The sequence below is a fragment of the Rubricella aquisinus genome, assembly GCF_014199445.1.
GTDB classification, from domain to species: domain Bacteria; phylum Pseudomonadota; class Alphaproteobacteria; order Rhodobacterales; family Rhodobacteraceae; genus Rubricella; species Rubricella aquisinus.
The window spans coordinates 106,816-126,872 of record NZ_JACIJS010000004.1 but is presented as its reverse complement, the minus strand read 5'-3'; the positions used below and the strand labels follow the sequence as shown (position 1 = coordinate 126,872).

18 protein-coding genes and 1 tRNA gene are annotated in these 20,057 nt (G+C 62.9%); 5 read left to right on the top strand and 14 right to left on the bottom strand.

Translation table 11 applies throughout. The features are described from left to right. The first annotated feature begins 8 nt into the window (after window positions 1-8). From FHS89_RS07365 to FHS89_RS07355, 3 genes are read left to right on the top strand one after another with little or no spacing between them, the layout of a single operon-like run. Window positions 9-338: a hypothetical protein gene (locus FHS89_RS07365; protein ID WP_184010115.1), complete on the top strand. Its 330-nt coding sequence runs from the start codon at window positions 9-11 to the stop codon at window positions 336-338. Between the two features lie 25 nt (window positions 339-363). Continuing rightward, entirely contained in the window at window positions 364-1,164 is an 801-nt protein-coding gene (locus tag FHS89_RS07360) for a DUF2145 domain-containing protein (protein ID WP_184010113.1), read from the top strand. Between the two features lie 39 nt (window positions 1,165-1,203). Next, window positions 1,204-1,809 carry a TetR/AcrR family transcriptional regulator gene (locus FHS89_RS07355; protein ID WP_184010111.1) on the top strand — a complete coding sequence of 202 codons (606 nt, stop codon included), beginning with the start codon at window positions 1,204-1,206 and terminating at the stop codon, window positions 1,807-1,809. Window positions 1,810-1,932: 123 nt separating this feature from the next. On the opposite strand, the gene FHS89_RS07350 is transcribed toward FHS89_RS07355, so the two are convergent. From FHS89_RS07350 to hemC, 5 genes are all read right to left on the bottom strand, one after another. Further along, window positions 1,933-2,008: transfer RNA gene (locus FHS89_RS07350), tRNA-Thr, on the bottom strand. Window positions 2,009-2,052: 44 nt separating this feature from the next. Beyond that, window positions 2,053-3,528 (bottom strand): heme biosynthesis protein HemY, encoded by a 1,476-nt coding sequence (locus tag FHS89_RS07345; RefSeq protein WP_184010109.1) that lies wholly within the window; start codon window positions 3,526-3,528, stop codon window positions 2,053-2,055. Between the two features lie 18 nt (window positions 3,529-3,546). Continuing rightward, window positions 3,547-5,211, bottom strand: a complete 1,665-nt coding sequence (locus FHS89_RS07340; RefSeq protein WP_184010107.1) for a hypothetical protein — start codon at window positions 5,209-5,211, stop codon at window positions 3,547-3,549. 51 nt (window positions 5,212-5,262) lie between these two features. Beyond that, window positions 5,263-5,961, bottom strand: coding sequence for a uroporphyrinogen-III synthase (locus FHS89_RS07335; RefSeq protein ID WP_184010105.1), 699 nt, complete (start codon window positions 5,959-5,961; stop codon window positions 5,263-5,265). 4 nt (window positions 5,962-5,965) lie between these two features. Then, entirely contained in the window at window positions 5,966-6,901 is a 936-nt protein-coding gene (hemC, locus tag FHS89_RS07330; RefSeq protein ID WP_184010103.1) for a hydroxymethylbilane synthase, read from the bottom strand. A gap of 65 nt (window positions 6,902-6,966) precedes the next feature. On the opposite strand from hemC, the gene tsaD reads away from it, so the two are divergent. Beyond that, window positions 6,967-8,040: a tRNA (adenosine(37)-N6)-threonylcarbamoyltransferase complex transferase subunit TsaD gene (gene tsaD, locus FHS89_RS07325; RefSeq protein WP_184010102.1), complete on the top strand. Its 1,074-nt coding sequence runs from the start codon at window positions 6,967-6,969 to the stop codon at window positions 8,038-8,040. After that, window positions 8,037-8,933: an NAD(P)H-dependent glycerol-3-phosphate dehydrogenase gene (locus tag FHS89_RS07320; RefSeq protein WP_184010100.1), complete on the top strand. Its 897-nt coding sequence runs from the start codon at window positions 8,037-8,039 to the stop codon at window positions 8,931-8,933. The genes tsaD and FHS89_RS07320 overlap by 4 nt, the downstream gene beginning before the upstream one ends. Window positions 8,934-8,938: 5 nt before the next feature. Here FHS89_RS07320 and FHS89_RS07315 read toward each other — a convergent pair whose 3' ends face one another. From FHS89_RS07315 to mutM, 9 genes are all read right to left on the bottom strand, one after another. After that, entirely contained in the window at window positions 8,939-10,240 is a 1,302-nt protein-coding gene (locus tag FHS89_RS07315) for a UDP-glucose dehydrogenase family protein (protein ID WP_184010098.1), read from the bottom strand. A 66-nt stretch (window positions 10,241-10,306) separates the two neighbouring features. After that, window positions 10,307-11,221, bottom strand: a complete 915-nt coding sequence (locus FHS89_RS07310) for an asparaginase domain-containing protein (RefSeq protein WP_184010096.1) — start codon at window positions 11,219-11,221, stop codon at window positions 10,307-10,309. 3 nt (window positions 11,222-11,224) lie between these two features. Continuing rightward, the gene (gene gyrB, locus FHS89_RS07305; RefSeq protein WP_184010094.1) at window positions 11,225-13,642 is read right to left on the bottom strand and encodes a DNA topoisomerase (ATP-hydrolyzing) subunit B; all 2,418 of its coding nucleotides are present in this window, start codon (window positions 13,640-13,642) and stop codon (window positions 11,225-11,227) included. An 82-nt stretch (window positions 13,643-13,724) separates the two neighbouring features. Beyond that, entirely contained in the window at window positions 13,725-14,837 is a 1,113-nt protein-coding gene (gene recF, locus FHS89_RS07300; RefSeq protein ID WP_184010092.1) for a DNA replication/repair protein RecF, read from the bottom strand. 11 nt (window positions 14,838-14,848) lie between these two features. Next, on the bottom strand, window positions 14,849-15,967 hold the full coding sequence (dnaN, locus tag FHS89_RS07295) for a DNA polymerase III subunit beta (protein WP_184010090.1): 1,119 nt from the start codon (window positions 15,965-15,967) through the stop codon (window positions 14,849-14,851). Between the two features lie 137 nt (window positions 15,968-16,104). Next, window positions 16,105-17,475 carry a chromosomal replication initiator protein DnaA gene (gene dnaA, locus FHS89_RS07290; RefSeq protein ID WP_184010088.1) on the bottom strand — a complete coding sequence of 457 codons (1,371 nt, stop codon included), beginning with the start codon at window positions 17,473-17,475 and terminating at the stop codon, window positions 16,105-16,107. Between the two features lie 482 nt (window positions 17,476-17,957). Next, window positions 17,958-18,224, bottom strand: coding sequence for a 30S ribosomal protein S20 (gene rpsT / locus FHS89_RS07285; RefSeq protein WP_184010086.1), 267 nt, complete (start codon window positions 18,222-18,224; stop codon window positions 17,958-17,960). 96 nt (window positions 18,225-18,320) lie between these two features. Further along, window positions 18,321-19,097 (bottom strand): enoyl-CoA hydratase, encoded by a 777-nt coding sequence (locus FHS89_RS07280; protein WP_184010084.1) that lies wholly within the window; start codon window positions 19,095-19,097, stop codon window positions 18,321-18,323. A 75-nt stretch (window positions 19,098-19,172) separates the two neighbouring features. Then, window positions 19,173-20,027, bottom strand: coding sequence for a bifunctional DNA-formamidopyrimidine glycosylase/DNA-(apurinic or apyrimidinic site) lyase (gene mutM, locus FHS89_RS07275; protein WP_184010082.1), 855 nt, complete (start codon window positions 20,025-20,027; stop codon window positions 19,173-19,175). Between the last annotated feature and the right edge of the window lie 30 nt (window positions 20,028-20,057).

Genomic DNA, 20,057 nt, shown 5'->3' with positions numbered 1-20,057 from the left:
GACGCCTCATGTTCAAGCGCATTGCATCCGCCCTCACCGCCCTTACCCTGATGGCGACCCCGGTCCTTGCAGGCCCCAGCACGCAGCATTCCGCGCAGGCCACCTATCACAGCGGGCAGGCGGTCAGCGAAGCAGGTTCTGCCGTGGCCAGCGGCGCAGCGGCGGCGGTTTCCGTCCCGGTCAAGGTCGTTGGTGCCACGGTCGCGATCACGGGCGCGGGGCTGTTGTCCGCAGGCGCGGGCATGATGGAAGCGGGGGATGAGATTTACCCTGCCTATCCCAATTCCGATGAGAAACAGGTCCGCGTGCTGCCCAATGGCCGCCCGTCGCTCGACTGATCCTTCAACCGCATAGGAGACTGCCATGAAACGCCTGTTCGCAGCCTTGACCCTTGCCCTGTCCGCCGCTGTCCCGTCCCTCGCTTGGGCGGGCAGCACGGAGGGCGACAAACCCATCCTCCCCACGGAGGAGATCGCAGCCTTTGCCGATGACGTGCAACACAGCCTTGCCGCGCATGGCGCCCATGTCGCCATTGTGGGCCGGGTCGGGCGCGACCCGGACGTCCTGCCGGATGGCATCGAATACACCCATGTCGCGTTTTGGGTCTATTCCCAGATCAAGGAGGCCGATGGCAGCACCGGCACCGGATACCGGGTCTATAACCTCTATCAGGGTATCGACAACGACACCCGCAGCAGCCTCGTGCAAGAAGATCCGGCGCGGTTCTTTTCCGGTGTCTATGAGTTGAACGCGGGCATCATCATTCCTGACCCACGGATGCAGGAACGCTTGCTCGATGTGATTGCAAGCCCGACCTATGCGGCCTTGCACAATCCGAACTACGCGGTGCTCGCCAATCCGCGCAGCACCACCTATCAGAACTGCACCGAGCACACGCTCGATGTGATCATGGCCGGGGTCTATCAGACTGACGATATTCCGCAGATCAAGGCGAATGTCGCGGCCTATTTCGATCCGCAGCATGTGCAGATCGGCGGGATGAAGCGGCTCTTTGCGCCCGCCATGTCAGCGGCCTTCACCACCTCCGATCATGATGACCGGATCGAGACGGCGACCTTTCGCTCCATCGCCCGGTTCATGGAGGACAACGCACTCAGCAGCGTCGTCTATAGCCTGCATCCCGACGGTCAGTTGGGTGGGTAATCCTTGACTTGCACCATAGGCCGCTTCAACAAGCGGCCTATGACCACGCCGAAACAGCTTTCCAAACGGGAGCGTAACCTCAGCGATATCCGCGACCGCGCCATCCCGGTCGCGGAACGGATCGTTCTGGATGAGGGGGTAGAGGCGCTGAGCGCCCGCCGCTTGGCGCGGGAGATCGGCATCTCCGTCGGATCGCTCTACAATGCGTTTGGCGATCTTGATGCGGTGGTCAGTGCCGTAATCTCGAAATCCGCGCGGCTGATGTCCGACGTGTTGCGCACCGCGGCGGAGGCACCGGGGGGCGACCGGCTGCAAAAGGTCATCGCGATCGGAGAGGCCTATCTCGGCTTTGCGCTGGAGAACCCGATGCGCTGGTGGCTCCTGTTCGAGTTTCGCCCGAACCTGACGCTTGATGAGCGCGCGCGGGCGTATCAGATGGGCCTGTTGGACATGCTGATCACGGTGGGTGAGGGCAATCCGAAATCAGACACGCACCGCCAGTTTTTTCTGATGCTCTGGGCCTCGGTTCATGGGCTGGTATCCCTCGCCTGCCGCCCGACCATCGTCGCGATCGAGCCAGAGGTCGCACGGCGGTTTCTGTCGGAAATGGTGATCTCAGGGTTCGAGCGGTTTCCACCGGAATAGAACAGGCCCATCGGGCGCGCACACGGTACAAATCAGCCTTCACGGCCGAACCGACACCATTGCGCGTTTTTGGCCGAATTGGCCCCAATCTTACGGTCCAGTAACCGCCCTATCGGATGCCTGTGGTGCCGCTGAAGGGACTCGAACCCCCGACCCCATCATTACGAATGACGTGCTCTACCAGCTGAGCTACAGCGGCGACGGGCTGTCTTTAATTTGCTTCTGATCGCGGTGCAAGCGCGATCAGGGCTGTTTTTCCGTTTCCTCTGTCGGTGTGCTGTCTTCGGTCACGTCCGCGTCGTCCACATCCGGGCTGGGGTCGGGCTGTTTCGACGAATCCTCCAGCATTCCGACGATCAGAGGCAGCATCGCCGCCGCGCCAGAGGTGCTGTCCGCCGGGGCGGGCTGGTCGATCCAGTCGAGCGTGTCGAACGCGTCGCAATTCTCGCAGGTCGGCACCCAATCGGAATGGACATGGCCACAATTGGTGCAGGTCCATTGCGGGCCGCGTGGCGCGGTCAGCGCACGGGCAAGCCAGCCCCGCACCACCGAATCGTCGGCCCCCTGCCCCCGCTCGATAGCCGCCATGATCGCGATGGAGCGGATCGACGGGTCCGTCTCTGGCAAGGATCCAATCGCCTTGCGCGCCGCCGGGAAATCCTCAGCCGCGAGCGCCAGTTCAGCGGCGAGCATCTTCGTCTCCGGATGGTCGGGATGCACCGTCAACAGCGCGTCAAACCGCTTGCGCCGCTGATCCGGCGTCTCGTCGGCATGGATCGCGGCGAAGGCCGCGGCGAGAGCAGGATGCGGCGCGGTTTTCCATGCTTTCGTGATCGTCCGATTGGCCGCACGAGGCGAGCCTGCTTGGATATGCAAGCGCGCGGCAAGGGCGGCGGCCGGTATCAGTTCGGGCGCAAGCCTGTTTGCCTCCAAACCAGCGGTTTTGGCGGCTTCGGTCTCTCCCCGTTCCAGCGCGGCTTCGGCATCGGCATAGGACAGGACAGCATCCCGGCGCATGGCCACATCGCGGGTCATGTCGGGCGATTTCGCCTTGGCGCCAAGGGTTATGCGCGCGCCAGCCCAATCTTTTTGCGCGGTTTGCAGGGCGAAAAGACTATCGAGAAGGCCATCATGCTTGGGCTTCAGCGCGAACGCTTTTTCTGCCAATTTCAGGGCGGTTTCCGTGTCCCCCGTGGCCAAACGCTGGCGCATCAGGCCATGCACACCCACGAACCGGGTGCGTGGGTCTTCCAACATGCGTTTATAGTACGTCTCCGCTTCATCCGGTTTTCCGGCCATTTCCGCTGCCTGCGCGTTGATCAGGCGGGTCAATTCTGGGCGGTCCAGCAGTTTTTCGGCCTTGCGCGCCTTGGTCATGGCGTTCTTTCCGTCGCCCGACGCCAGCGCCATCATCCCTTCGGTCAGGGCCGCAAACCCGCGCCGTTCGCGCGAGCGATCGAAAAAGCGGGAAATCGCGGTTTCGTCTCCGGTGAGGAATTTCAAGGTCGCAACCAGCAATCCCGCCGCTTTCAACGCCAGCCAAAACACCAGCAACAGCACCACAAGAAGGATCAGCACCTCCACCGGGGTGAAGGCAAATTCGCGTCCGGCAAAGCTGACGGACAGCCCCCCGCCATTGTCCATGATGAACAAAACGGCATAGGCACCCGCCGTGACAAGCGCGAGGAAGATGACAATTTTCAGTAAAGTCCAAAGCATATTACTGCGTCCTCACACTTAGTTTTCTGAGCCAAGCTCGGCGGCAAGCGCCCCGAACCCGGCAAGCGCATCGCGCCGCGCGGCCACGGCGACAAGCCAATCTTCCATCACGCCGCGTGCGACTTCGGGCAAGGCGTCAGCCTCGGTCAGGACCGCATCAAGGTCGCCTTCGTTCAGGCGTGCTTCCATCCGGGACAGGATCGCGTCGGGCGTGGCACCCTCAATCTCCACCAAGGACCGGCCGACGGTGCGCGCGCGCAATTCAGCCCGCGCCCGGGCGAAGGGCGAATCGCCCGCGGTCGCGATGATCGACTGGCGGATCGCCTCATGGGCCAGATCGCCAAACTGTGCCTGCAACCCGGCAAGCCGTGCAACCCCAGCCCCGGCGGACCGGGCAAGGCCATCTGGCACCTCCGCCTGCGCCGACAGCGCATCAAGCGGCGCGCTGTACGCCTCTCCTGCGGCGAGGGCGGCAGATACTGCGTTGAGTTCGGCCACGACAGCGGCATCGGCGACTTGCGCCTCTGCTGCGGCCTCGGCCTCCGCGATTTGGGCTTCGGCCTCCGCGATCTGGCGGGCAGCGCTTGCGGCAACCTCGTCAATGCGCTGGCTCATGTTGCCCTGCCGCCCGGCAAGCGCTTCCAACTCCGCCCGCAATCCAGCGACCTGTGCGGTCATCGCGGCGTCAAATGCTGCAACCTGCTCCGCCGTTTCCTCCGGCAATTCGGCTGCGGTGCTTTCCAACCCGGTGAGGTCCGTTCGCAGGGAATTCAACTCCCCAAACAGCCCGCTTGCCTGGGTTTCGAGCGTGGCAAGGCGCGCCTCGATCTCCCCGGAATCGGCTGCGGCCACCTGATCCGACATTTGCCCGATCTGCGCGGTCAGATCGGCGCGCAACTGCTCCAGACCATCGGAGAGGGCCGCGGAAATGCGCGCATCCACCGCGTCCGCCGAAAGGCCCGGCTCAATCGATTCCATTTCATTTGTGATACGAATTTCGAGTTGGGCGATGCGCTCCTCCATCTCCGCCGCACCCGGCGTGAGCCACGCGGCAACAGGCGCCATGCCCTGCGGCAAGCGCGGAGCGACCTGTGGCGCGGCCCAGATAAAGAAGGCACCACCGGCGAGGAACACGACGATAAACGTCAGGACTTGCGCCGCGAAGGACCGCCGCTCATGCTCCTCATGATGGTCGTCATATTCGTCGTGATGCGGCTCCTCGCGGACCTCCTCCAGCACTTCTTCGGCGTCCTGCCGATCCGTGATCGCGACCCCGGCCATGGCCCCGGCCGCAACAACCGCAGGGTCAAATCCAGACGCGGCCTCTTCGGCTTTTTCGTCATGTTCCGCGTCGGTTAGCGTGTTTTCCGGCTCGTCCTGTGGCGTCTCATCGCCCGACACATCGTCATAAGCGGTCTCAAGCGGTTGGTCCGGGTCGGTGCCGTCATCCACATCTTCCGCCGCTGTGTCATCCGGCTGAGTGTCGTCCGATGCCACCGCGATATCGCTGCGCGGGGCGAAGGGATCAACGATGTCGTCAGGTGACACGTCCTCGGGCTGTGCGGCAGCATCCTCGCCCGGCGTTTCGTCCTCCAGATTGTGCTGATCCTCCCCCTCGGGCGTCACCTCCTCCTGTGGGGTCAGGTCGGCCTCGTCATCTTCGGGTTTTTTCGGATCGGACATTGAAAACGCTCTTTTGCAAGTTGGGGGACGGTCGCTTTGCTAACGCATAGACTAGGGTAAGGGTTCACCCCTCTCAAGCGCAGACGCAAAAGCGGGGCCGAGTGCCGCACGCATCGCGGCGGCATTTGGTGCATCCGCAAGCCGAATTTCGCCGAAGCCGCGACCGCGCAGCGGATCGGCAGCGGCAGGACTGATCGCAATGGCACATAGCCGCTCTAGCGGCCAATCGGGGCGGATTTCATCGGCAAAAAGGGTCGCCGCACGGGGGGAGAAAAGCATGACATATCCGATCTCACCGCGCGCCAGAGCTGTTACCACCGCGTCCGGCAATGGGTGCGCCACGGCGCGATAGACAACCTCATCCCGCAGGTCGTGCCCCATGTTGCGCAAGGTGCCCGCGACATTCCCCGTGCTGTGCGCCCCCCGCAGATGGACGAGGGTTTGCGCATGATCCGCGCCGATCATCGCGATCAGATCATCGACACTGCCTGCCGCGGATTGGGCCGCATAGCCGCGCGCCTGCGCCGCCGCCGCTGTCCGGTCTCCCACGCAATAGGCTCTGAGGCCCTGCCCCTCGGGCGCAAACCGCACCCCGTTCTGGGAGGTGAAGATCACCGCGTCGATATTATCGGGCAAAGCGGGCAGGCCGGCGCCCTCAATCCGTGTCAGTGGGGCAATGACCGGAACGATCGTGTCAGGCAAGGTCGCCGCGAACAGGTCCGCCGCGGGCTGGGGTCGTGTGATGAGCACCCGCTCAGGCAAAGAACCCCGCGCCGCCGCGCTGTTTCATCTCCCGCCCGGCAGCATGTCCCATCTCGATCGCATCGGCGCGTGAGCCGGACCATTGGTCTTTATGCGCCTCGGCCCCATCGGGCCGCAAAATTTCGCCGTGAAGCACCACCTGATCCCCGTCGATCAGTGCAAGGCCGCCTAACGGCGTGCGGCACGAGCCGTCCAATTCCTGCAAGAACGCCCGCTCCACCCGAACCCGCAATTCCGTCTCAGGATCGTTGAGCGGGGCGAGCATCTGGCTCACACCCTCATCATCGGCGCGCTGCTCAATGGAAATGGCACCCTGCGCCACGGCGGGCAACATCACGTCCACCGGCACTTCGTTCACCAATTCGGGCGTTCCAAGCCGACGCAGCCCCGCGCTCGCCAGAAAGGTTGCCTCCGCCACACCTGCATCGAGCTTTTTCAGCCGGGTCTGCACATTTCCGCGAAACTCGACGAAAGACAGATCGGGCCGCAGCCGCGCCAATTGCGCCCGCCGCCGGATGGAGGACGAGCCGACCACAGCCCCCTCCGGCAAATCCTCGATCCGCGCATATTTGCGGGAGATGAAACTGTCCGTCACGTCCTCGCGCGGCAGATAGGTCGACAGAACCAGCCCGTCAGGCAGCACCGTCGCCACGTCCTTTGTGGAATGTACGGCAAGGTCGATCCGCCCGTCGAGCATCGCGGCCTCGATCTCTTTCGTGAAGAGCCCTTTGCCGCCAATCTCTGACAACGGGCGATCCTGCACCGCGTCCCCGGTCGTCTGGATGACATGGACCTCAAACGCGGCCTCTGGTAGATCATGCGCATCCATCAGGCGCTGGCGCGTTTCATAGGCTTGCGCAAGGGCAAGCGGAGAGCCACGCGTACCAATGCGAAGGGGTCGGTCGGGGTGATAAAAGTGTACAGTCATGTTGACACTTCTAGCCAGTCGCCCATGCGGACGCAATCGCGCATAGAGATCAGGATCAAAATTCAATGATCGTGCTTGGCATCGAATCCAGTTGCGATGAAACCGCTGCCGCTTTGGTGCGGGACGATGGCACGATCCTGAGTTCCGTCATCTATGATCAGATGGACCTGCATGCGGCCTATGGCGGTGTGGTGCCAGAGATCGCGGCCCGCGCCCATGCCGAACGGCTCGATCTGGTGACCGAACAGGCGCTGGCGGAGGCTGGGATGACGCTCGGCGGCATCAGCGCCATTTCCGTTACTGCCGGGCCGGGCCTGATCGGCGGCGTCGTGTCGGGCGTGATGTTTGCCAAAGGGTTGTCGCGCGGAACCGGCATACCGCTCATTGGGGTCAATCACCTTGCGGGCCATGCGCTGACGCCGCGCATGACCGATGGTGTGGCTTTTCCCTATCTGATGCTTTTGGTGTCGGGCGGGCATTGCCAATTCCTGAGCGTTCTGGGGCCGGACCAATTCCAGCGGCTCGGCGGCACCATCGACGACGCACCGGGGGAGGCATTTGACAAAACGGCAAAGCTGCTTGGCCTTGGCTATCCCGGGGGTCCAGAGGTGGAGCGCGCCGCGCTGACCGGCGATCCGCGCCGATTTCCGCTGCCCCGCCCGCTGCTTGACCGCCCCGGCTGCGACATGAGCTTTTCGGGGCTGAAAACGGCGCTGCGGCGTGCGCGGGATACGCTGGTGGCCGAACAGGGCGGGCTGACGCAAGCGGATCGCGCGGACCTATGCGCCGCGTTTCAGGACGCAACCGCCGATGTGCTCACCGAAAAAACCCGCCGCGCGATGGCGGCTTTCGCAGCGGAGCATGGCCCCACCACCATCGCCGTGGCAGGTGGGGTCGCGGCGAACCGGGCCTTGCGCACCGCCCTTCAGGACGCCGCGGCGGAGGCCGGTTTTGCCTTCACCGCGCCGCCCCTGAAACTCTGCACCGACAATGGCGCAATGATCGCATGGGCCGGGATTGAGCGGTTGCGCAGCGGTGAGGCGGTCGATGATCTGACGCTCAGCGCGCGCCCCCGCTGGCCATTGGACCGCGACGCGGCCCCCCTGCTGGGATCAGGAAAGAAAGGGGCCAAGGGATGACGCGCCGCATTGCCATCATCGGCGCGGGTGCCTTTGGCAGCGCGCTGGCGCATGTCTGGGCCAGCGCCGGGCAGGACGTGACCCTGATCGGGCGCAAAGCATCAGGGCAGGCCCCGGAGGCGGCGCACTACGCGACCGAATTGCCACAGGATACAGGCATTGTCGTCATGGCGGTGCCCGCACAGGCCACAGCGGACGCGCTTGCCACTTACGCCCCGGCGCGGGACGTGCCGCTGGTACTGACGGCGAAAGGGGTCGAGCGGGGCAGCTTGCGCCTGCAAACCGACATTGCCACCGGATGGGAGACCAGCGTGCTGACCGGCCCGAGCTTTGCCGCTGATCTGCGGCTTGGCAAACCCACGGCATTGACGCTGGGGTCCGCGACCATTGGCGCGGCTCATGGGCTGGCCGATGCGTTGCAAAGCCCGGTTTTGCGGCTTTATCCGACCGATGATCGCGTGGGCGCGCAAATCGGTGGGGCGCTGAAAAACGTGATCGCGATTGCCTGTGGTGCTGCGATGGGCGCGGGGCTGGGGGAGAGCGCGCGCGCCGCGCTTCTGACCCGTGGTCTGGCTGAGCTTACCCGGCTAACCGTCGCGCTTGGTGGCCGGGCGGAGACGGTGGCGGGCCTCTCTGGCCTTGGCGATCTGACGCTGACCGCTACGTCGGAGCAATCGCGCAATTACCGCTTCGGGCTGGCCTTGGGCCGGGGTGACACGCTGCCCGCGGGCACGGTGGAGGGGCGGGTGACGGCGGGCGCTGCGATGGCGCTTGCTGAACAGCATGGCATCGACATGCCGATCACGCGGATGGTTGCGGCCCTGCTGGATGGACAAGTGACGCTGGCCGACGCGATGGAGCGGCTTCTCTCCCGCCCCACCCGCACCGAATAGGCGCGCTACCGCCCGACACCGACATATTTAAAGCCCAGCGCCTCTAGGCTTTTCCGGTCATAGATGTTGCGCAAATCGGCCATGGCGCGGCTGCGCATCGCGGAGCCGAGCCGGTCCAGATCCAGCGCGCGAAACGCGTTCCATTCGGTCAGGATCACGACGGCATCGGCATCCTCAGCCGCCGCGTAGGCATCCTCGCACCATGTCACGCCGGGCAACAGCGCCTCACCCTCTTTCAGACCCTCGGGATCGGTCACGCGCACCTCTGCCCCATTGCCGACCAGTGCCGGAACGATGGTGAGGGAGGGCGCGTCGCGCATGTCGTCCGTTTCCGGCTTGAACGTGACGCCCAGCACCGCGATCCGCTTTTTGTTCACCGAGCCATCAAGCAGGTCCATGATCTTGTCCGTCATGGCGCGCTTGCGCTCCTCATTGACGGCGATCACCGTCTCGACGATCTGCATCGGCGCGGCGTGTTCCTGCCCAATCCGGGCCAATGCCTTGGTATCTTTCGGAAAACACGACCCGCCATAGCCCGGTCCGGCATGGAGGAACTTGCCCCCGATCCGGTTATCAAGCCCCATGCCCTTTGACACCTGCTTCACATCCGCGCCGACCTTTTCACACAAAGCCGCGATTTCGTTGATGAAGGTGATCTTGGTGGCAAGAAACGCGTTGGCCGCGTATTTGATCATCTCCGCACTTTCCAGATCGGTGGTGATGATGGGGGCTTCGCGCAGGGAAAGCGGGCGGTAGATGCCTGCCATGACCTCCGCCGCGCGGTCCGTCTCCACCCCCACGACCACACGGTCAGGGCGCATGAAATCCTCGATCGCGGCCCCCTCGCGCAGGAATTCGGGGTTGGAGGCCACATCGAATTCCGCGTCCGGGCGCGCCTTGCGGATGATTTCCTCAACCTTGCGGTTGGTGCCGACGGGGACGGTCGATTTGGTCACGACGACGGTATAGCCGTCGAGGGCGGCGGCAATTTCCTCCGCTGCGGCATAGACATAGGTAAGGTCCGCATGGCCATCGCCGCGCCGGGTCGGCGTGCCCACGGCGATGAACACCGCATCCGCGGCTGCCACTGCCGCCTTCAAATCCAGCGTGAAGGACAACCGGCCAGAGGCCACGTTGCGCGCCATCAGATCGTCAAGACCCGGCTCAAAGATCGGCACTTCACCCGCTTCAAGTTTGGCGATCTTGCCCGCGTCCTTGTCCACGCAAACCACGTCATGCCCGAAATCGGAGAAACACACCCCCGACACAAGGCCGACATATCCGGTTCCAATCATTGCAAGGCGCATGGCTCAGTCTCCTGTCGTTCGGCCCGCTCATAGCGCGATCCCATGCGGGGCGGAAGCCCCCCGCGCCTAGTCCATCTCCCCGGCCAATGGGGTGCGGATCAGGGTGGCGGGGTCGTCGGGTGCTTCGCTCAGGGCGATCATCACTTTGGCATAGGCGGCCTCTGCCGTCATGCCGCGGCCATCAATCACTCCGTGATCAGTCATTATGCTGCCCGCAGCATAGGTGCCAAGGCTGACGCCACCCGCCGCACATTGGCTGACCGCAACAACAGGAATGCCCCGCGCCTGCGCTGTGGCAAGGGCGGCGCGCAGGGCGGGCGTGTCGGGCATGGTGCCCGAGCCGAAACAGCGCAGGATGATCCCGTCTGCCTCTTGTGCCGCGCGTGTGAGGGCGCGGGCGTTCATCCCCGGTGCGGTCGTGATCACCTCCACATCCTGCGCGGAGATCACGGGCGCACCCTGCCCGGCGCGGCGGGGCGGATGATCGCTTGGGCTGGCGTCGAAGGCGGTGAACCCCGTCGAATGCACCTTGCGCACCCGCGCCCCGTGAAGCACCCGCCCGGCAAAGGACAGCCAAACCCCCGGTCCTGCGGTTTTGGCCGCGTCAATGGCACCGCGCAGATTTGCCTCCCCATCGCTGCCCGCCACGGTCAAGGGCAGCATGGAGCCGGTGAGGATCACGGGCCGCGCCAACCCTTTCAGCGCAAAGGTGAGGGCTGCCGCCGTGTGGGCCATCGTGTCGGTGCCGTGAACGATGACAATCGCGTCGCTCGGATCGGCTGTTGCGACTGCGTGTGCGATCCGCGCCCAATCGCGCGGCGTTGCAGCAGAACTGTCAATCAGTGGCTCAAAGTTAATGACCCGCGCGTCCGGGTCCACCACCGCCAACGCGGCCTCAAGCACACCTCGTTTTGGCGCGAACCCATCCGGGCCCGCCACCATTCCGATCGTGCCGCCCGTGTTCAGAACCAGAACGCCCACGGCTCAGAAATCGAGGTTTTCAACGTCGAGCGCGTTATCCTGAATGAACTGGCGGCGCGGCTCCACCACATCGCCCATCAGCTTGGTGAAAATCTCATCCGCTTCGTTGACCTGATCAACCTTGACCTGCAACAGCGTCCGCGCCTCCGGGTCCAGCGTGGTTTCCCAAAGCTGGTCGGCGTTCATCTCGCCCAGCCCCTTGTAGCGCTGAAGCGTCAGACCCTTTTCTCCCTCGGTCATCACCAGATCAAGCAGCTCCGTCGGGGCATAGACCGCCGCGTGTTTGTCCTTGCGGTGCAGCTTTGCGGGCTGGGTGTAGATGTCCTGCAGCGCCTTGGTCATGGATGCGAGGCGCCGTCCTTCGGCGGATCGCAGCGCCGTTGCTTCCAACGTGCGGACTTCCTCCACACCCCGCACGACGCGGGCGAAGCGCAAACCGCCATCCTGCGTCGGGCGACCCTGCCAGCCGCGCTCCGTCTCCGGCGCGATGAGGTTGAGTCGGGCTGCGACGCGATCCGCGGCCTCCTGCGGCGCGCCTTGCAGGCTTTCCGCGAGCAACGCGCCCGCAATCGCGGCCTGTTCCAGCACGATCCGGGGATGATGGGTGGGGAAGGATTGCAAGATGCCCCGCACCTGCCGGGCCTCCTCGACCACGCGGGCCAGATCCTGCCCGGCAAGCTGTGATCCGTCGCCAAGCTCCAGCACCGCATCCGCGATGCCCTGCTCAATCAGATAGCCCTCAAGGCTGGGCTGATCCTTGAGATAGACCTCCGACTTGCCGCGCGCGACCTTATACAAGGGGGGCTGCGCGATATAGAGATGCCCGTTCTCGATCAGCGACGGCATCTGCCGATAAAAGAACGTGAGCAGCAGCGTGCGGATATGCGCGCCATCCACGTCCGCATCCGTCATGATGACGATCTTGTGGTATCGCAGCTTGGCCAGATTGAATTCATCGCGGCCAATTCCGGTGCCGAGTGCTGTGATCAGCGTGCCGATTTCCTGACTGCCGAGCATCCGGTCAAACCGCGCGCGCTCCACATTGAGGATTTTGCCGCGCAGGGGCAGCACGGCCTGATTGGCACGGGACCGGCCCTGTTTGGCCGATCCACCGGCGCTGTCGCCCTCCACGATGAACAATTCGGATTTTGCCGGGTCTTTTTCCTGACAATCAGCGAGTTTGCCGGGCAGGCTTGCCACATCCATCGCGGATTTGCGGCGAGTAAGTTCGCGAGCCTTGCGCGCGGCTTCCCGCGCGAGCGCAGCCTCAACGATTTTGCTGACGACCTGTTTTGCCTCGATCGGGTTTTCCTCAAACCATTCCGATAGCTTTTCGTTCATCAGGCTTTCCACCGCCGGGCGCACCTCGGAGGAGACGAGCTTGTCCTTCGTCTGGCTGGAGAATTTCGGATCGGGCACCTTCACGGAAAGAACGCAGGTCAGCCCCTCCCGCGCATCGTCGCCCGACAGCGTGACCTTTTCCTTCTTCGCGATCCCGGAGGAGCCGACATAATTGTTGATCGTCCGGGTCAGCGCACCGCGAAAGCCCGCCAGATGTGTGCCCCCATCGCGCTGCGGGATGTTGTTGGTGAAGGGCAGCACGTTCTCGTGATAGCTGTCATTCCACCACATCGCCACTTCAACGCTGATGCCATCCTTTTCGCCGCTGACAAAGATCGGCTCCGGCACGAGCGGGCTTTTGGAGCGGTCGAGATAGCGGACAAATTCCTTCACCCCGCCTTCATATTCCATCACCGTTTCAATCGGCTCCGCCGGGCGCTCATCGCGCAGCATGATCCGCACGCCACTGTTGAGAAAGGCCAGCTCGCGCAGGCGATGCTCCAGCGTTTTGAAGATGTAGTTGGTGTCAGAGAACGTCTCCGTCGAGGCAAGGAAGCGCACCTCCGTCCCCTTCTCCCCATTTGCGTCACCGACAACGCGCAATGGCTCCACCGTGTCCCCATGGGCGAATTTCGCGTAATGCTCTTTCCCGTCGCGCCAGATGCGCAACTCAAGCCAGACAGACAGCGCGTTCACCACCGACACGCCGACGCCGTGCAGACCGCCCGAAACCTTATAGGAATTCTGGTCGAATTTGCCGCCCGCGTGAAGCTGGGTCATGATGACCTCGGCGGCGGAAACGCCCTCTTCTTCATGGATGCCAACCGGGATACCGCGCCCATTGTCGCGCACGGAGACAGAGCCATCGGGGTGCAAAATCACCGAAACCTGATCGGCATAGCCGCCCAGCGCCTCATCAATTCCGTTATCGACGACCTCATACACCATATGGTGCAGGCCCGAGCCATCATCCGTATCGCCGATATACATGCCCGGCCGCTTGCGCACAGCCTCCAAGCCCTTGAGAACCTTGATGGAATCAGCGCCGTATTCGGCTGGTGTCTGCGCGTCCGAGGCCATTCGGAAAATCCCTTATTTTGTGTCCCTCTTTTTAGACGCTCGCGGGGGGATTGTCACGCGCCAGAAGGCAAAAAGGCGGGGGTCAGGCTTCGGCTTGAGTGCGGGATTCGCCGCCCTCTTCCGTCACATGAAGCCGCATCGCGCGTGGGCCAAGCGCGTCAAACAATTCCGCCCCCGTCCCGGTCATCCACGCCTGTGCGCCCAGCGCGCAAATCTCGTCATAAAGCGCGGCGCGGCGGTCCGTATCAAGATGGGCTGCGACCTCATCCAACAGCAGGATCGGCGGCGCACCGAAACTGTCTGCGAGCGCGCGCGCATTGGCCAGAATGAGGGAGATCAGCAGGGCCTTCTGCTCCCCGGTGGAACAGTGGCGCGCGGGCATGTCCTTGTCGGTGTAGATCGCGGACAGGTCGGCCCGGTGCGGGCCGGTCAGGGTGCGCCCGGCGGCCATGTCGCGGCGCCGCCCTTCGGCAAATGCGCGGCGCAACTGGTCCTCTGACCCATCGGGCGCGTCCTCCCCGTCAGGGCCAGTGATCGACAGGGTCGCGCGGGGAAAGGCCGTGGCGGCATCTTCCTGCGCGCGGGCGACTCGCGACAATGCCTCCATGCGGGTGGCGGTGATCGCGGCACCCGCACGCGCCATCTGATCTTCCAGTGCATCATACCAACCCGCATCGCGCGACTGGTCTTTCAACAGGCGATTGCGGTCGCGCATCGCGCGCTCATAGGTGATACTGGCCTCGGCATGGGAGGGGGTGAAGCTGAGCGCCATCCGGTCCAGAAACCGCCGCCGTTCGCCCGCGCCTTCGAGCCAGAGCCGATCCATCACCGGAACGAGCCAAAGGATGCGGGCGATCCGGCCCAGCGCGACCTGTGCTGCGGCCTTGCCATCAATGGTGACACTGCGCGCGGCATCTCCCTCGACGCCGGTCACGACCTCATGGGATTGTTCAAGCGAATGCAATTCCGCCGTGACGCGCCAACCGATCCCGGTGGCACTGCGCGCCATGTCAGCCGCTGCCGCCCGACGCAGCCCGCGGCCCGGGGACAGCATGGAAATCGCTTCAAGGATGTTTGTCTTGCCCGCGCCATTCGGCCCGTAGATCGCCACGGGTCGTCCATCCGTTTCCACCCGCAAGGACGCGTGGGAGCGGAAAGCCGCCAGTTTCAGCGATGTGAGCGCAAGGCGGGTCACCGCGCCCAGTGTCAGACGCGCATCGGCATGACGACGTAAATCGCGCTTTCGTCATCGCCTTCGCGCACCAGCGTCGGATCACCGGAGGTGTTGAAATGGAACACCGCGTTTTCGCGATCCACCTGCCCCGCGATCTCAATGAGGTATTTCGCGTTAAAGCCGATTTCCAAACGATCCGCATCATAGGCCACGGCGATCTCCTCATCCGCGGCACCCATATCGGGGGCGTTCACGGACAGAATGAGCCGATCCTCATCAAGCGCCATCTTGACCGCGCGGGACCGCTCGGACGACACGGTGGAGACACGGTCAACCGCGCTCGCGAATTCCTTGGCATCCACCTCAAGCCGGTTCGGATTGTCCTTCGGGATCACGCGGGTGTAATCGGGGAAGGTGCCGTCGATCACCTTGGAGGTCAGGGTGATGTCGGGGGTGGCGAAACGCACCTTGGTTTCGCTGACGCTGACGGCGATGATCATATCATCATCGCTCAACAATTTACCCAACTCACCCACGGTTTTGCGCGGGACAATCACGCCGGGCAGCGTGTCCGCCCCGTCGGGCAGGTCCGCGTCAATCCGCGCGAGCCGGTGCCCATCGGTCGCCACACAGCGCAGCGTCGCGCCGTTCGGGCCATCGGCTGCGTGCATGTAGACGCCATTGAGGTAATAGCGCGTTTCCTCGGTCGAGACGGCGAATTTCGCCTTGTCGAACAGGCGGCGCAGCACCGGCGCCTTGATCGAGAAATTGCACGGGTAATCCGCCGTGCCCATCACTGGGAAATCATCGCGCGGCAAGGTCGCGAGGGAGAAATTGGAGCGGCCCGCATGGACCTCCAACCGGCCGGTTTCCGCATTCGCGATCAACGAGACGGTCGCACCATCGGGCAGCTTTTTCACGATCTCATGGAGGGTATGGGCAGCAACGGTCGTGGCCCCAGCCCGCTCCACCATCGCCGGTGCTTTATCCAGCACTTCGATATCGAGGTCGGTCGCGCGCAGGTGGATCGCATCCCCGTCCGCTTCGATCAGCACATTGGCGAGGATCGGGATGGTGTTGCGCCGCTCGACCACGCTTTGGGCACGGCCAAGCGCCTTGAGGAGGTCACCACGCTCGATACTGACTTTCATGTGCTTTCACTCCGTCTCAAAGCCGCCCTAGGGCTGCAAACGTTACGGTCATTCCGGGGGAGAGGCAAACGCATTTCGCAAGCCGCGCGCAGAGATTTCATGCCTCCGGCGGGGTATATTTGAAGAAAGTGAATTGATTACGCTTCCAGCATCCGGCGGAGCATTTCGAGGTCATCCGCGATCTGGCTGTCAGACTGGCGCAGCTCCTCAATCCGCTTGACCGCATGCATCACCGTGGTGTGATCGCGCCCGCCAAACCGGCGGCCGATTTCGGGCAGCGATTTGGTGGTAAGCGTCTTTGACAGGAACATCGCGACCTGCCGTGGCCGGGCCACCACACGCGCTCGGCGCGGGCTGAGGATATCGGTCTGGCGGATGTTATAGTGTTCGCAGACTTTGCGGATAATCTCCTCCACCGTCACCTTGCGCGACGAGGCCCGCAGGATATCGGACAGGCATTCCGTCGTCATATCCATGTCGATGGCGCGCCCGACGAGGGAGCCGAAGGCGAACAGCCGGGTCAAGGCCCCCTCAAGCACCCGCACATTCGAACTGATCCGGTGCGCGAGGAATGGCAGCACTGTCGGGTCAAGCGTGACTTCGGGATGGTCCGTCAAATAGGCCTCCGCCTTGGCCTGAAGGATGCCGAGGCGCAATTCGTAATCCGTTGGATGCAGATCCGCGACGAGACCCCATTGCAGGCGGGAGCGGATGCGCTCTTCCATCCCATCAATCTCCCCCGGGGCGCGGTCGCCGGAGATGATGATCTGCTTCTTTTGCTCGATCAGCGCGTTAAAGGTGTGAAAAAACTCCGCCTGCGTGCTGTCCTTGCCCGCGATGAATTGCACGTCATCAACCATGAGCACATCGACGGAGCGAAACAGCTCCTTGAATTCGATGGTGTTGCGGAAACGCAGGGCCTGCACGAAGCGAAACATGAATTGTTCGGCGGAGAGGTAGAGCACCCGGTAGCCCGGATTCTTCTTTTGGATTTCCCAGGCGATTGCGTGCATCAGGTGGGTTTTTCCCAGACCCACCCCGCCATAGAGGAACAATGGGTTGAACAGCACCGGGCCGCCTTCCGCCACGCGGCGGGCAGCGGCGGCGGCCATCTCATTGGGTTTGCCAACAATGAAATTGTCGAAAGTGAAGCGCGGATCAAGCGGCGCACCGGGCAGCGGTTCCGGCTCTGCCGGGGTGGCGGCAGCGCCCTTTTCTTCGCGCACGGGTGCCACGGGTGCGGCGCGGCGCGAGTCGTCCACATGAAATTCGAGGCACGAGATATGCTCCCGATGTTCGGCAAACAATTCGATGATCTTGTCGCCGGAATTGCGCTTCACATAGCGCCCGATAAACGCAATCGGAACGGAGAAATGCGCGACGCCCTCAATCACGGCCTCAAAGGTGAGCGGCGCGATCCAGTTGCGGTAGGCATCCGTGCCAAGCTCTGCTTCCAAAATTGAGCAAACCGAGTCCCAAGCCGCAGATTGCGCAGGCGTCAAATCCATTATGTAGCCACTTCCCATGCCGGATCACGCGATGCGCCCGGATTATCGTTATCGGCACCCCGTTCGGGCGCGTTTTTTGAGCCTTCCCTCGCAGTGGATCGCCGACCCACCCCGCCGCGTATCCGCCAAAGGGGACGCGCGGGAATCAAGGTATGATGATCTGCTGATCTTTGCCCCCGATTCATCCATCACGATACGATAAACGGGCCACTCAAACAACAACTTCAAGAAATAAATGTGGCGCAAATATTTGATATAAAACAATAAAACCCCTGAATATTACTTCAGAGGGGCCAAGTGTTTCGCAAAATTAGGAGAGCCATAGGCGCTGTCTGGAGAACAGTAGAAAGCGGATGCGATTCGATCAACCGGACCGAATAGCGAACATTCCGGCATTTCCGACCATGGTTAAGCGCATCGACCACACATGCAAAAAGCGCCACCCGAGGGCAGCGCCTTGAAGCGGTGTCAATGCGGGTGCGTTACGCGCCCATTGCCTTTACGCGATGCGCGAGGCGGGACATTTTGCGGGACGCGGTGTTCTTGTGCAGAACGCCCTTCGTCACGCCGCGCATCAGCTCAGGCTGTGCGGCCTTCAATGCGGCTGCGGCTGCGGCCTGATCACCAGAGGTGATGGCATCTTCAACCTTACGCAGGAAGGTGCGGATGCGCGAACGGCGCGCGGTGTTGACGGCGGTGCGGCGCTCGGTCTGGCGCACGCGTTTCTTAGCTGACGGCGAATTTGCCATGTGAGTTTATCCGGTTCTTAACTGCTGCAAGATGAGCCGCGTCTCTACACAGGGGATAGCCCCGAGTCAACGGGCGCAAGCGCAGTTTCGTTACGTTTATGTGTCGCGGAATTGCGGGCTGCGTTTTTCGATGAACGCGGCCATTCCTTCGGACTGGTCATCGGTGGCGAAAAGCGAGTGGAACACCCGCCGTTCGTAAAGCAGCCCTTCGGACAGGGTCATCTCATAGGAGCGGTTCACGGCCTCTTTCGTGGCCATCACGGCGATCATGGATTTCTCCGAAATTTTCTTGGCCGTCTTGATCGCTTCATCCACCAGATCCTTTGCCGGGATCACGCGCGACACAAGGCCGGAGCGTTCGGCCTCCTCAGCATCCATGAAACGGCCTGTCAGGTTCATTTCCATGGACTTGGACTTGCCGACAAAACGGGTCAGGCGCTGGGAGCCGCCAAGCCCCGGCATCACGCCAAGGTTGATCTCCGGCTGGCCGAATTTCGCGGTGTCTGAACACAGGATGAAGTCGCACATCATGGCAAGCTCACATCCACCGCCCAGCGCATAGCCGGACACGGCGGCGATGATCGGCTTGCGCGTGCGGATCACGGATTGGCCCGCAGGGCCAAACATGTCGTCCTTGAACACCTCTGCGAAGGTCTTTTCCGACATTTCCTTGATGTCCGCCCCGGCGGCAAATGCCTTTTCCGAGCCGGTCAGCACGATGCAGCGCACATCATCATCCGCGTCCATCGCAGCAAGCGCTTTGCCCAATTCGCCCAAAAGCTGGGAATTGAGCGCATTCAGGGCATCGGGGCGGTTCAGGCGGATGAGGCCGATATGGTCGGTCGTCTCAACAATCAGGGTCTCGTAAGCCATGACGGCAACGTCTCCGGTTTGGTCAAATCGGCCCTGTGTCTGACCGAGCAACGATCCAAGATCAACCCCCAGCGCTTATCGCTGGCAGGTGCTGCAATAAAAGGAGGAGCGGCCGGATTGCACGATTCGGCCAATCTGCCCGCCACAGTCGGGGGTGCGGCATGGCTCCCCTTCCCGGCCATAGGCGGCGAAAGAGTGTTGAAAATAGCCAAGTTCCCCATCCGCCTGCCGGTAATCCCGGAGCGAAGATCCCCCCGCCGCAATCGCGTCATCGAGCACCGCACGAATGATCGGCGCAAGTTTTTCAACCCTCTTTCTGCTCACATTTTTCGCGAGCCGTTTGGGTGAAATTCCAGCCCGCCAAAGCGCCTCACAAACGTAGATATTGCCCAAACCTGCCACGATTCGCTGATCCAGCAGGGCCGATTTGATGGGCGTGGATTTGGCCGCGAACGCGTCCGCCAGATAGGCCGCGTTAAACCGGTTGTCATACGGCTCCGGCCCCAGAACGGCGATGAGCTTATGCGCGTCGATCTGATCTGTGGCGCAGATATCCATCGCCCCGAACCGGCGCGCATCATTGAACGTGACCCGCGCGCCACCCTCGATATCGAGCACGACATGATCGTGCTTTTCGGGCGCGGGGTGGAGGTGGTGGAATTCCCCCAACATATCCCGCCCGGTGATCAGCATCCGGCCTGACATGCCCAGATGGATAATGAGCGTCTCCCCCGTATCCAGATCGGCGAGGATGTATTTCGACCGGCGGCCAAGGCGCAGCACCCGCGCGCCCGTCAGCCGCTCTGCCATCCGCGGCGGGAACGGCCAGCGCAGATCAGGGCGGCGCACATCCGCGCGCGCGATCACCTTGCCTTCCATCACGGGGACAAGCCCGCGACGGACCGTCTCAACCTCTGGCAATTCAGGCATATTCCCTCCGTTCACGGGGAGTGAGGCGAT

What these genes read in the sequence shown, in the direction of transcription:
- FHS89_RS07365 (WP_184010115.1), top strand. Translation starts at nt 9, where the DNA reads ATGTTCAAGCGCATTGCATCCGCCCTCACCGCCCTTACCCTGATGGCG.
- FHS89_RS07360 (WP_184010113.1), top strand. Translation starts at nt 364, where the DNA reads ATGAAACGCCTGTTCGCAGCCTTGACCCTTGCCCTGTCCGCCGCTGTC.
- FHS89_RS07355 (WP_184010111.1), top strand. Translation starts at nt 1,204, where the DNA reads ATGACCACGCCGAAACAGCTTTCCAAACGGGAGCGTAACCTCAGCGAT.
- FHS89_RS07345 (WP_184010109.1), bottom strand. Translation starts at nt 3,528, where the DNA reads ATGCTTTGGACTTTACTGAAAATTGTCATCTTCCTCGCGCTTGTCACG.
- FHS89_RS07340 (WP_184010107.1), bottom strand. Translation starts at nt 5,211, where the DNA reads ATGTCCGATCCGAAAAAACCCGAAGATGACGAGGCCGACCTGACCCCA.
- hemC (WP_184010103.1), bottom strand. Translation starts at nt 6,901, where the DNA reads ATGACTGTACACTTTTATCACCCCGACCGACCCCTTCGCATTGGTACG.
- tsaD (WP_184010102.1), top strand. Translation starts at nt 6,967, where the DNA reads ATGATCGTGCTTGGCATCGAATCCAGTTGCGATGAAACCGCTGCCGCT.
- FHS89_RS07320 (WP_184010100.1), top strand. Translation starts at nt 8,037, where the DNA reads ATGACGCGCCGCATTGCCATCATCGGCGCGGGTGCCTTTGGCAGCGCG.
- FHS89_RS07315 (WP_184010098.1), bottom strand. Translation starts at nt 10,240, where the DNA reads ATGCGCCTTGCAATGATTGGAACCGGATATGTCGGCCTTGTGTCGGGG.
- gyrB (WP_184010094.1), bottom strand. Translation starts at nt 13,642, where the DNA reads ATGGCCTCGGACGCGCAGACACCAGCCGAATACGGCGCTGATTCCATC.
- dnaN (WP_184010090.1), bottom strand. Translation starts at nt 15,967, where the DNA reads ATGAAAGTCAGTATCGAGCGTGGTGACCTCCTCAAGGCGCTTGGCCGT.
- dnaA (WP_184010088.1), bottom strand. Translation starts at nt 17,475, where the DNA reads ATGGATTTGACGCCTGCGCAATCTGCGGCTTGGGACTCGGTTTGCTCA.
- rpsT (WP_184010086.1), bottom strand. Translation starts at nt 18,224, where the DNA reads ATGGCAAATTCGCCGTCAGCTAAGAAACGCGTGCGCCAGACCGAGCGC.
- FHS89_RS07280 (WP_184010084.1), bottom strand. Translation starts at nt 19,097, where the DNA reads ATGGCTTACGAGACCCTGATTGTTGAGACGACCGACCATATCGGCCTC.
- mutM (WP_184010082.1), bottom strand. Translation starts at nt 20,027, where the DNA reads ATGCCTGAATTGCCAGAGGTTGAGACGGTCCGTCGCGGGCTTGTCCCC.